Here is a 12,046-nt window from a genome sequence, read left to right as displayed (position 1 = left end):
TTGATTAAAATATTTTGTTAATAGCTTCGTTAAAACTCGTGCTATAATTAATAGTGTAAAAGTAACGTATTATTTATTTTAGCTGAAATTAACTGGCTTTATAAAGTACTTTTCAGACTTAAGCCAAAACATTTAATTTAATTCATAATTAATGAAAATTATATCTTACAACGTTAACGGTATTCGAGCAGCTATAAATAAAGGGTTTATTAATTGGTTACAAAGTGCCAACCCAGATGTGGTTTGTTTACAGGAAATTAAAGCTTTAGAAGAACAACTAGATTTAAATCTATTTATTGAAGCAGGATACAAATATAATTATTGGTTTAGCGCCCAAAAAAAAGGCTATAGCGGCGTAGCTATTTTAAGCAAAACAAAACCCAACCACATTGAATATGGAACAGGGATAGAATCAATGGATTTTGAAGGTAGAAATTTAAGAGCAGATTTTGATGGATTTTCAGTAATGAGTTTATATTTACCATCGGGAACAAATGATGATAGATTAAATCATAAATTTGAATATATGGATATGTTTCAAGATTATATAAACAAACTTAAAATAGACATTCCTAACCTAATTATTTGTGGCGATTATAATATCTGTCATGAAGAAATAGATATTCACAACCCAAAAATGAAAAATGTTTCAGGGTTTTTACCAGAAGAGCGCGAATGGATTGGAAATTTTATTGATAGTGGTTTTATTGATTCTTTTAGATATTTAAATCAAGAGAAACAACAATACAGTTGGTGGAGTTACAGGGCTAATTCTAGAGCAAATAACAAAGGTTGGAGATTAGATTACGCAATGGTTTCAAAACCATTACAAGAAAACATAAAAAGAGCCGTTATACTCTCAGAAGCCATGCACAGCGATCATTGCCCAATTCTTTTAGAAGTTTATAATAAAGAAAATATTTAATAAATAAATGAATCCAAACAAAATGACAAAAAATTTTTTACTTGCCGTATTAACTTTAGCCATTATAACTTCATGTGTATCGCCTAAAGTTTATAAAGATTTAGAAGCAAAATATGCAGATTTAAAAGGAGAAAACAGAAAGATTACCTCAGAAAACGAAGCACTTTTAAATGCAAAAATAGCCGCAGAAAACGAATTAAAACAACTCCAATCAGCTTACGATGAAGCCATTTCCAAACGCAATAAGTTGCAATTAGATTATGAAGCAACAAAAGCGAATTTAGATAATCTAAAAGCCTCCTACGATGCTTTAGAAAAAAACAGTTCAGCTGCAATAGCTTCCAATGTTCAAAAAAACAGAGAGTTATTAGCACAATTAGAAGCTAAAGAATTAGCGTTAGCGGCCGAAAATCAACGTTTAGAAAAATTAAAAAAAGAACTTGAAGATCGCTCAAATCGAGTAGCTGAGTTAGAAAAAGTTATTTCAGATAAAGATGCTGCTATGACTGCTTTAAAAGATGCTATTTCTAGAGCCTTAACAGATTTTGAAGGTAAAGGTTTAACCGTAGAGCAACGAGACGGAAAAGTATACGTATCCATGGAAAATAAACTTTTATTTAGCTCTGGAAGTTGGGCAGTTGGAAGCGAAGGTAGAAGAGCTGTGGAGCAATTGGGTAGTGTTTTAGGGGATAATCCTGATATTGCAGTTTTAATAGAAGGGCATACAGATAACGTACCTTACCAAGGCACTGGTCAATTAAGTGGTAACTGGGATTTATCAACCAAACGTGCTACGGCAATCGTTAATATTCTTAGAGAAAACAATAGTATAAACCCCGAAAATCTTACAGCAGCCGGAAGAGGAGAATTTGCCCCTATGGCAACTAATTCAACCTCAGAAGGTAGAGCAAAAAACAGGCGAATTGAGGTTGTTTTAACCCCTAAACTAGACGAGCTTTCTAAGTTACTAAACGAAAATTAATATTTTGGCGTTACCACAAGGGTAGCGCTTTACGTTGCAATCTTTTTTTCCTGCCTCAAAAAAGGATTTTCACTTCAATCGCTAACGCATAAAAACTTAACATAGTTTTAAACCTTTCAGTTCATATAGAATTGAAAGGTTTTTTATCTTTAACATCTTATTTTAACATTTAAAAAAATTTGTCATTCCTACTTAAGCAGGAATCTATATTTATAAAAGTTTAAATTATTAAGAATCCCAATTGTGGAAAAAACAAATAAATTAATGAAATACACAACGTTACCAAATACCGACATAAAAGTTAGTAAAATATGCTTAGGCTCTATGACGTGGGGAAACCAAAACACAGAGGCAGAAGGGCACGCACAATTAGATTATGCTCTAGAACAAGGCGTTAATTTTATTGATACAGCAGAGTTGTATCCCGTGCCTGCAACCGCAGAAACTAGTGGAAGAACTAGCAAAATTATTGGTAATTGGTTAAAAAAATCAGGTAATAGAGATAAGGTAATTTTAGCATCAAAAATAGCAGGACCAGGTGATTATACAGCACATATTAGAACCACAGGTTTTAGTAAAAATGCCATAGAAGAAGCTATAGATTTAGAGTTAAAAAGATTGCAGACAGATTATATAGATTTATACCAATTACACTGGCCAGAGCGACAAACTAACACCTTTGGAACCAGAGATTATATACATAACCCCAACGACCCTTGGATCGATAATTTTAACGAAGTACTTTACGCCTTAGACACCCAAATAAATGCTGGAAAAATTAGAAATATAGGCATGTCAAATGAAAAAGCTTGGGGTGCTATGCGTTACATAGAAGAATCTAAAAAAGGCTTACCAAGAATGATAACTATTCAAAATGCTTACTCATTAATTAATAGGGTTTTTGAAGGTGATATGGCAGAGGTTTCCTTAAGAGAAAATATTGGTTTATTAGTATATTCTCCAATGGCATTCGGCGTGCTTTCAGGTAAATATATTAAAGGAGTTGAAGCAGAAAATGCCAGGTTAAAATTATTCCCAAGATTTGCTAGATACAGTAGTGAAAATTCAACAAAAGCCGCAAAACATTATTTAAAAATAGCTGAGGAGAATAATATATCGTTAGCACAAATGAGTTTAGCATTTGTAAACCAACAACCTTTTGTAACAAGTAATATTATTGGGGCAACTAATTTAGAACAACTAAAAGAAAACATAGACTCTATAAACCTTAATTTGAGTGATGCAGTTTTAAAACAGATAAATGAGGTACATGCAGTGATACCTAATCCAGCACCATAATTTTTGTAATTTCTAATAAATAAAAACCCTTAATTTTTAGTGAGGGTTTTTTAATTTAAAAAATTGATTATTCAAATAATCAAGAATATTGATATAATATGTAAATTGAAACACTTAATTAATTAACTAGTAACATGAAATGGAAAGGTAAAAGACAAAGCTCTAATGTTGATGATAGAAGAGGGCAAATTAGCCCTAGACAAGGTGTTGGAGGGTTTAGTCCAACACTGTTAATGCCTTTAATTAGAATTCTCTTTTCAAAAGTAGGACTTTTTATTGTAGCTGCTTTTCTGGTTATTTCATTTATAATGGGTAAAAATCCATTGAGTTTAATAAGTCAATTTTTAAGTGGAGGTTTACAAAGTGAAACTTCTACAACATATCAATCATCAGCTGAAGATGAAGAGCTAGCACAATTTTGCGCTACTATTTTAGGAAATACAGAAGATGTTTGGAACAAACTTTTAAGTAACTACAGAGAGCCAACTTTAGTGCTTTTTGCAGGATCTGTTTCTTCTGCATGTGGAGCAGCATCTAGTGCTACAGGTCCTTTTTATTGCCCAGGAGATGAAAAATTATATTTGGATTTGAGTTTTTTTGATGATATGGCTCGCCGTATGAATGCGCCTGGAGATTTTGCACAAGCTTACGTAATTGCTCATGAAGTTGGGCATCATATTCAAAAAATTATGGGTATTACAGATAAGATGAATCGGTTAAGAGGTCAAGTAAGCCAAACAGAATACAATAAATATTCCGTAAGATTGGAATTGCAAGCCGATTTTTTAGCCGGTGTTTGGGCGCATCATTCTCAACAAATGTCTAAAATGATGGAAACAGGAGATTTAGAAGAGGCTATGAATGCAGCTAATGCTATTGGTGATGATAGACTACAAAAGCAATCTAGTGGCAGGGTGGTTCCAGATACGTTTACTCATGGCACTTCGGCACAACGCATGAGATGGTTTAAAAAAGGTTTTGAAACAGGAGACATATCTCAAGGAGATACGTTTAGTATCACATTATTGTAGTAAATACTTTTTTGGTTTAAAAACAAAAAAACCGCAAATTTTAAACTTTTACGGGTTTCCCACATCAGTTTTTCAAATTATTTAATAAAACACCTAATTTTATTTAAAAAAAATAAAAAAAAATAAAATAAAGGTTTTAAGTTTATGCTATAGCAATCTTCCTTAAACAAAATTAATCGCAAAAAATAATATTAACATTTAAATTATAACAAAATATCCTAAAGGAAGTGCTTTAAATTCAACAAAATTACCAAAAGGCACAAAGTTGTCTGGAGATTATTTTTTAGAAATTCCATTATCCAATAAATCCTTTTTTGAAAATAGCACTATTTTTCAGCAAGTTTTAAACCAATTTAATGTAGACAACAATGTTCTTGTCAAAATTAAATATTTAGTAGAATAAAATTATGGAATTAAAAGAAATATTTGAAAAAATAGATTTTGTAAACCGCTACCAAAAAATATGCGAATCATATAATGATTTTGAGAATAGTATGTCTGGTAGCAATAAAAAAAAATATTTAGAAATTTTGAATTCGATTGATGATACTGTTAGCTATTCATCTAAGGATAGAACTTTTAAATATTCATTTAGATATAAAAATTATATTTTAGATATGATTTTGACTATGCATGGAGGAATGGTAGAAACTCATTTGAATTTTATAAAAGATGATGAATGGCTATTGTTCAATCGATTTGATTTTATTTGTGAAAAATTGCAAAATAGATTTAGGGAAAAATATAATATTCCAAAATATTCATCAGAAGAAGAACTTGAAGAAATCTTGAAAGAAATTTTTTCTATATATGAGGATTTAAAAAATGAATTTATTAGACAGTATAGTTAAAAAACCGGCAACTCAATTTTTTGGGTTGCCTAAAAACTTAAAAATAATGAAAATCACCTTTTTATTAATAGTATTGCTAACCTTAAAAGGCTTTACGCAACCAAAAAGCGAAATTAATTTACCCAACGGTGGTAAAGATATAGAAATAGAAAACTTAACAAGCTTGTTTAGTTTATACATAACAAAAAACCAAGAAGTTTTTAATGATGATAAGAGGTTAGAGTATTTTCAAGATATAAATTATGCTTTTTTAAATCAATTATATAAGAATATTTCAATAGGCATTCCATTAGTTTTAATTTATGCAGACATTAAAACACCATTTAAATTTATTTCTAAAATAAAGCAATATATACCAAACCGTAGACCGGTGTTTTACATGACTGAAAACATTAATGACTTAATAGCTACTGGTTATTCAAATTATGGTTCGGCTAAAAACTTTGCACTAGAAGAAATTTTAACTAAGGAAAAGGAAGAAGAAAATGATTTATTTGAAGATGAATTTGAGTTTGTACCATTAAATTCTTGGCATATTGATTTTGAAGAAATAATGCATTCTGGTAAAAAAGAAGCTATTACAGAAGCTTTAAAAAGGCACTCCTATTCAGTGTTAACCATTTCACAAGATAAAACACTAATGCATAGTGAATTGTTTTTAAATGATGAATCTCTAAAAAAATTAATAAAAGCAAATCAAGTTCTTTTTCTAGATTTTGACGAGAATATTTTTTATGAAGATTATATTGATGCTATTCAAAAAATTAAAGAACACCAAATAGCATTAGAGAAAAACAAGGAAGATAAAGCTTATATAGTTGAAGTATCTTTGAATTTAAAAAATAGTCTAAAAGAGATAGGGCTTGAATTAAATTAAAGATATTACCTATAACACGTTATATAAAAATAACAGTTAAGAGCTAAATTTAAAGTTTGGTTCTTTTCTTGAAGATTAAAAAACACTTAAATCTCTAGTTATCTCGAACTCAGGTTAATTATATTAAAGCCAGCCACTAACCTAACTGATATTTTAAAATTATTTAGTTTGTAATTGAGTAAAAAATAGAAATCTTCATTAAAACAAAAACCCGCTAACTATAAAAGTAGCGGGTTTTTTAATTATTTAATTTGATTACCATCTTTGTCGAAAAAATGATATTCTAAGTATGTGTAAGCATCTCTTGGTAAAACTTTAACCCATTTTTTGTGTTCAAAAAACCATTTTGAACGTGTTGATGGAAAACCTTTTGTTAAAAAGGCTGCTATAAAAGGATGTGTGTTTAAGGTAACCTTCCTATAGTCTTTTTTAAATAATTTTTCAAGGTCTTGTGATATTTTTTGCACAATACCTATTGGTGCTTCAACCTCAGAGCCATTAATAATGGCGTCTGGATTTTCCTCGCGCGTTTTAATGTCCATTTCTGGTCTAACCCGCTGTCTTGTTATTTGTATCAATCCAAATTTACTTGGAGGCAATATTTTGTGTTTTGCTCTATCATCTTTCATTTCATCACGAAGATGATTAAACAATTGTTGCCTGTGTTCAGCACTACTCATGTCAATAAAATCTACTACAATAATACCTCCCATATCACGTAAGCGTAATTGTCGAGCCATTTCAGTAGCAGCTATTAAATTAACTTCTAATGCTGTATCTTCTTGGTTATTGGCTTTGTTTGATCTGTTTCCGCTGTTTACATCAATTACATGCAGTGCTTCGGTATGTTCTATTACCAAATATGCGCCTTTTGCCATAGATACGGTTTTGCCAAATGAGGTTTTTATTTGTCTTTCAATTCCAAATTTTTCAAAAATAGGAACATTAGACTGATACAATTTAACTATAGATTCTTTTTTTGGTGCTATTTCTTGCACATAATCTTTAATTTGAATGAAAAGCTCTTCATCATCCACATGAATACTGGTAAAGGTATCATTGAATATATCTCTTAAAATTGACGAGGCTTTATTCATTTCTCCTAATACTTTACTTGGGTGATGTGCTTTGTCTAGCTTTTTACACATTGCCGTCCAACGACTAAGCAAATTTTGTAAATCTTTATCTAGTTCAGCTACTTTTTTGCCTTGTGCTACCGTACGTACTATAATACCAAAACCTGGAGGAGTTATACTCTTTACCAATCGTTTAAGTCGGTCTTTTTCTTCTTTATCTTCTATTTTTTGTGAAATAGATATACGACTGGAAAAAGGAACTAATACAATATATCTACCAGCAATAGAAAGCTCAGAGCTAATTCTAGGACCTTTGGTTGATATAGGTTCTTTTACTATTTGTACTAATAGCGATTGATTAGATTTTAAGACATCGGCAATTTTGCCATCTTTCTCAATATCTTTTTCAAATGGGAAGTTTTTTAAATAAAAATCTTTTAGTTTACCTGTGCTTACACGTTTTGTGAATTTTAAAAGTGAAGGAAGTTTAGGGCCTAAATCATGATAATGCAAAAAAGCATCTTTCTCATAACCTACATTAACAAATGCAGCATTTAGTCCAGGAACAGCTTTTCGTATTTTGGCTATAAACACATCGCCAACTGAAAAGTTATTTCCACCTTCATCTTTCTGTAATTCAATAAGTTTTCCATCTTTTAATAAGGCAAAATCAACATCATCGGAACTAGATCGAATGATCAATTCTTTATCCATTTAGTTAATTTTAATCCGTTACGTAAAATTACGTAACAGATGGATTATACATTATTTTTCACAGGATTTGTAATATCCGTGGAGTTCATAAACACTTAAAAGTGCTAAAAATTTAATGAACTCATTTCAAAGAACTTGTTGTTTTTTAAAATCAAAAAAAGTAGCTAATCTAACTACTTTTCCGATTTATTTTTTCTTTTTATGACGGTTAGCGCGTCTACGTTTTTTACGTTTGTGCGTCGCTACCTTATGTCTTTTACGTTTTTTACCACTTGGCATAAATAGTGTCTTTTTAAATTAATAATTATTTTAATGTTTTATTTAACGTCTACATTTGTTTTAACACCTTCAACAAAAACTTTTGCAGGTTTAAATGCAGGAATATTATGTGCTGGAATTTTAATCGTTGTGTTTTTAGAGATGTTTCTACCAGTTTTTTCAGCTCTTGTTTTAATAATGAAGCTTCCAAAACCTCTTAAGTAAACATTATCACCACTTTCTAAAGAAGTTTTTACTTCTTCCATAAATGTTTCAACAGTTGCTTGAACATCACCTTTTTCAATTCCTAATTTTTCAGAAATTTTTGCTACTATATCAGCCTTAGTCATTTTTTAAATATTATTTTTTGGTTACTATAAATTCTAAAAGGGATGCAAATATAGGAATTTAATATTCAATATTTCAAACCTAATTCATTAAAATTTAAGATTATAAACGTTTATTTTTGTTTACTATATTTATTTAATTAATGAACTTCTCAAAATCACTAATACATTGGTATTCAATTAATAAGCGAAATTTACCTTGGCGAAACACCAAAGACCCTTATCGTATTTGGCTATCAGAAATTATTTTACAGCAAACACAAGTAGCTCAAGGGTTGCCTTATTATGAAGCTTTTTTAGAAACATATCCCACAGTTTTTCAATTAGCAAATGCTGATGAAAGTGAGGTTTTAAAACTTTGGCAAGGACTTGGTTATTACTCTCGCGCCAGAAATTTACACGCTACTTCCAAGTATATTGCTAATGAATTAGATGGTGATTTTCCAAATAACTACAAAGATTTATTGAATCTAAAAGGCGTTGGTGATTATACAGCAAGTGCCATAGCATCTATTTGTTTTGATGAAGCTAGTGCAGTTGTTGATGGAAATGTCTATAGGGTTTTGTCTCGTTATTTTGGTATAGATACACCTATTAATTCTTCAAAGGGTGTAAAAGAATTTAAAACTTTAGCTCAAGAATTAATTGATAAAAATAATCCAGCTGAGTTTAATCAAGGTCTCATGGAGTTTGGAGCTACGCATTGTAAGCCACAAAATCCATTTTGCAACAAGTGTCCCTTTAGTGAAGGTTGTATCGCTTTTAATGAGAATAGAATTTCAGAATTGCCAGTTAAAATTAAAACGGCAAAAGCTAAGAAAAAGTTTTTTAACTTTTTAGTTTTCATTTCTGAAGATGATACAATTATTTTAGAAAAACGAGAAGGCAAAGGTATTTGGCAAAACTTGTACCAATTTCCATTGATAGAAACAGATAACGATCTTAATGCAGAAAATTTCAAAAAGCACATTGAAAACTATAATCTATTAAAAGGAAAACGCTTTAAGTTTTACCTATATAATGAAGAGTCTATCATTCATAAATTATCACATCAACATTTGTTCACTAAATTTTGGATTATTAACATAGTTAAACTTCCTTTTGAAGGTGTTTCAATAAAAAAAATAAGAGAATATCCAGTACCTATTTTAATAGGAAATTTTATTGAGGCGTTTAATTTTGATTAGTTTATTATTCAACTTCATATTTTTTTATTAATTTTAAAAAAATGGAGTGCAATTGGTTATTTTTGCCCTTTCTAAAACAATTATTATGTCTGGTACTTTAAATAAAGTGATGCTTATTGGTCATTTGGGTGATGAAGTTAAAATGCATTATTTTGAAGGTGGCGGTTGTGTAGGTAGATTTCCTTTGGCTACTAACGAAACTTACTTAAATAAGCAATCAAATGAGCGTATTACTAATACAGAATGGCACAATATTGTAGTAAGAAATAAAGGCGCAGAGATTTGCGAAAAGTATCTAAGTAAAGGTGATAAAGTATACATTGAAGGTAGATTGAAAACCAGAAAATGGCAAGATGAAAAAGGAAATGATAGATATTCTACTGAAATTCAATGCAACGATTTCACTTTTCTATCAACCAAAAAAGAAAGTGATAGTGCTGGAGCGATTTCCTCAGAAAATCAAAGCAATATTTCTAGCCAACAATCTGCAAACCAACTACCTGTAAATGATAATGACGATTTGCCGTTTTAATATAATATGCGATTACGTATCGATAATCCTATGTTTAACTAAAGCTACTATCTTTGGATCCTGACCCCACGTTTTATAAACCATTATTTTTAGCAGTTGATTTTTCTGTTTTTTTTGGTTTTACATTATTAATTTTACTTTTAGTGTGTTCAGCACTTATCTCTGGTGCAGAAGTAGCTTTATTTTCTCTAAGTCGCTCGGATATTGAAGAAGGTTTAGAGCAAAAATCGAAACGCATTCAAATATTATCAAAACTTTTAGAACGTCCTAAAAAATTATTAGCTACCATTTTAGTAGCTAATAATTTTATAAATATCGCTATTGTTATTTTATTTGCTTTTTTAGGTGATTTGATGTTTAGTAACATTTCGAATCCACAAATGAAATTTGTTTTTGAGGTAGTTGTTGTAACATTTTTGATTTTATTATTTGGAGAAATTTTACCTAAAATTTATGCTAGCAGAAACAATTTAAAGTTTGCTGTTTTTATGGCATATCCTTTATACGCTTTAGATATTTTTTTATCGCCAATAAGTTTACCAATGCGAAGCGTTACTTTGTCAATACACAATAAATTAGGTAGGCAAAAATCTAATTTAAGTGTCGATCAATTATCACAAGCTTTAGAATTAACGAGTAAGGAAGACACGACTAGAGAAGAGCATAAAATATTGCAAGGTATAGTATCTTTTGGTAACACTGATACCAGGCAAGTGATGCGACCTAGAATTGATATTTTTGCCTTAAATATAGATCAGAAATATACAGATATTATGCAGGAAATTATAGCTAATGGTTATTCTAGAATCCCTGTTTATAAAGATAATATTGATACTATAGTTGGTATTTTATATGTTAAAGATTTATTGCCGTATATTGATAGAAAACAATTTGATTGGTCAAATCTAATACGAGAGCCTTTCTTTGTGCCAGAGAATAAAAAGTTAGATGATTTAATGGCTGAGTTTCAAGAAAAGAAAGTACACTTAGCTGTTGTAGTTGATGAATATGGTGGTACTTCAGGGTTAATTTCTTTGGAAGATATTATTGAAGAAATTGTTGGAGACATTAGTGATGAATTTGATGATGAAGATCTTACATACTCTAAGTTAGATGATAATAATTATGTTTTTGAAGGAAAAACAGCCTTAAAAGATTTTTATAAAATCATTAAGATTGAAGATGATAGTGTGTTTGAAAGTAACAAAGGTGAGGCCGAAACTATAGCTGGTTTTGTTTTAGAAATTTCTGGAAGTTTCCCAAAACTAAATAGTAAAATAAATTTTAAAAATTACATTTTTACTATTGAAGCTATGGATAAAAAACGTATTAAACTTGTTAAATTTACAATAATATAATGAGAAATAGTATTTGTATACTTATGGTAATACTTTGTTTTTCGTGTGGGCAAGATTATATACCAAAACCTAAAGCTTTTTTGCGGTTAGAGTATCCTAAAGCAAATTATGAAGAGTCTCATTTAAAACAGTTGCCATTTACATTTGAAACCAATTCATTAGCAACTAATGTAATTCTTAAAGAAGTTAAATCTCCCACAGAAAGTTATGGTATTAATATAGAGTATCCATCGTTAAGAGGAACCATTTTTTTAACTTATAAAGCTATTCAAAATAACGAAAATAATCTAAGAAATTTTTTAAGAGATGCTCAAAAATTCACTTTAGAGCATACTCAAAAAGCAGATGAAATTCCTGCATATCCTTATGAAAATAAAGAGAGAAAGGTTTATGGTTTATTATCAGAAGTTAAAGGAAATGTAGCATCACCAGCACAGTTTTATGTCACAGACAGTATTAATCATTTCTTAACTGGCTCATTGTACTTTTATACAAAACCTAATTACGACTCCATATTGCCTGCAGCAAATTATTTGCAAAAAGATATTAAGCAGATTATGGAAACTATAAAATGGAAATAAAAAAAGCATCTTGAACTCAGGATGCTTT

General features: G+C 30.0%; 12 protein-coding genes. 10 read left to right on the top strand and 2 right to left on the bottom strand.

Going from position 1 to position 12,046, the window contains the following annotated elements:
• The first annotated feature begins 151 nt into the window (after positions 1-151).
• The 6 genes from AC1XJX_RS01095 (at position 152) to AC1XJX_RS01070 (ending at position 5,965) form a co-directional block, all read left to right on the top strand.
• Positions 152-925 carry an exodeoxyribonuclease III gene (locus tag AC1XJX_RS01095; protein ID WP_482002110.1) on the top strand — a complete coding sequence of 258 codons (774 nt, stop codon included), beginning with the start codon at positions 152-154 and terminating at the stop codon, positions 923-925.
• Positions 926-947: 22 nt separating this feature from the next.
• A complete protein-coding gene (locus tag AC1XJX_RS01090; RefSeq protein WP_482002109.1) occupies positions 948-1,907 on the top strand; it encodes an OmpA/MotB family protein in 960 nt (319 codons plus the stop codon).
• A 264-nt stretch (positions 1,908-2,171) separates the two neighbouring features.
• Positions 2,172-3,206, top strand: coding sequence for an aldo/keto reductase (locus AC1XJX_RS01085; RefSeq protein WP_482002108.1), 1,035 nt, complete (start codon positions 2,172-2,174; stop codon positions 3,204-3,206).
• 134 nt (positions 3,207-3,340) lie between these two features.
• A complete protein-coding gene (ypfJ, locus tag AC1XJX_RS01080) occupies positions 3,341-4,237 on the top strand; it encodes a KPN_02809 family neutral zinc metallopeptidase (protein WP_482002107.1) in 897 nt (298 codons plus the stop codon).
• Between the two features lie 407 nt (positions 4,238-4,644).
• The gene (locus tag AC1XJX_RS01075) at positions 4,645-5,088 is read left to right on the top strand and encodes a hypothetical protein (RefSeq protein WP_482002106.1); all 444 of its coding nucleotides are present in this window, start codon (positions 4,645-4,647) and stop codon (positions 5,086-5,088) included.
• Positions 5,063-5,965: a hypothetical protein gene (locus AC1XJX_RS01070; RefSeq protein ID WP_482002105.1), complete on the top strand. Its 903-nt coding sequence runs from the start codon at positions 5,063-5,065 to the stop codon at positions 5,963-5,965. Before AC1XJX_RS01075 ends, AC1XJX_RS01070 begins: the two co-directional genes overlap by 26 nt.
• 242 nt (positions 5,966-6,207) lie before the next feature.
• Here AC1XJX_RS01070 and AC1XJX_RS01065 read toward each other — a convergent pair whose 3' ends face one another.
• Together AC1XJX_RS01065 and AC1XJX_RS01060 are read right to left on the bottom strand one after the other, a co-directional pair.
• Positions 6,208-7,755 (bottom strand): Rne/Rng family ribonuclease, encoded by a 1,548-nt coding sequence (locus AC1XJX_RS01065; protein WP_482002104.1) that lies wholly within the window; start codon positions 7,753-7,755, stop codon positions 6,208-6,210.
• 317 nt (positions 7,756-8,072) lie between these two features.
• Positions 8,073-8,363, bottom strand: a complete 291-nt coding sequence (locus AC1XJX_RS01060) for an HU family DNA-binding protein (protein WP_237230488.1) — start codon at positions 8,361-8,363, stop codon at positions 8,073-8,075.
• 140 nt (positions 8,364-8,503) lie between these two features.
• Here AC1XJX_RS01060 and mutY point away from each other — a divergent pair, with 140 nt between their 5' ends.
• The 4 genes from mutY (at position 8,504) to gldD (ending at position 12,018) form a co-directional block, all read left to right on the top strand.
• On the top strand, positions 8,504-9,547 hold the full coding sequence (mutY, locus tag AC1XJX_RS01055; RefSeq protein ID WP_482002103.1) for an A/G-specific adenine glycosylase: 1,044 nt from the start codon (positions 8,504-8,506) through the stop codon (positions 9,545-9,547).
• Positions 9,548-9,632: 85 nt separating this feature from the next.
• Complete coding sequence (locus tag AC1XJX_RS01050; RefSeq protein WP_482002102.1) at positions 9,633-10,079, top strand: single-stranded DNA-binding protein; 447 nt, start codon at positions 9,633-9,635, stop codon at positions 10,077-10,079.
• A 53-nt stretch (positions 10,080-10,132) separates the two neighbouring features.
• Entirely contained in the window at positions 10,133-11,437 is a 1,305-nt protein-coding gene (locus AC1XJX_RS01045) for a gliding motility-associated protein GldE (RefSeq protein ID WP_482002101.1), read from the top strand.
• On the top strand, positions 11,437-12,018 hold the full coding sequence (gene gldD, locus AC1XJX_RS01040; protein WP_482002100.1) for a gliding motility lipoprotein GldD: 582 nt from the start codon (positions 11,437-11,439) through the stop codon (positions 12,016-12,018). The genes AC1XJX_RS01045 and gldD overlap by 1 nt, the downstream gene beginning before the upstream one ends.
• Positions 12,019-12,046 lie beyond the last annotated feature (28 nt).

Source organism: Flaviramulus sp. (genome assembly GCF_982512915.1).
Note: the sequence above shows the minus strand (reverse complement) of the source record. Positions and strands in the feature narration are given on the sequence as shown.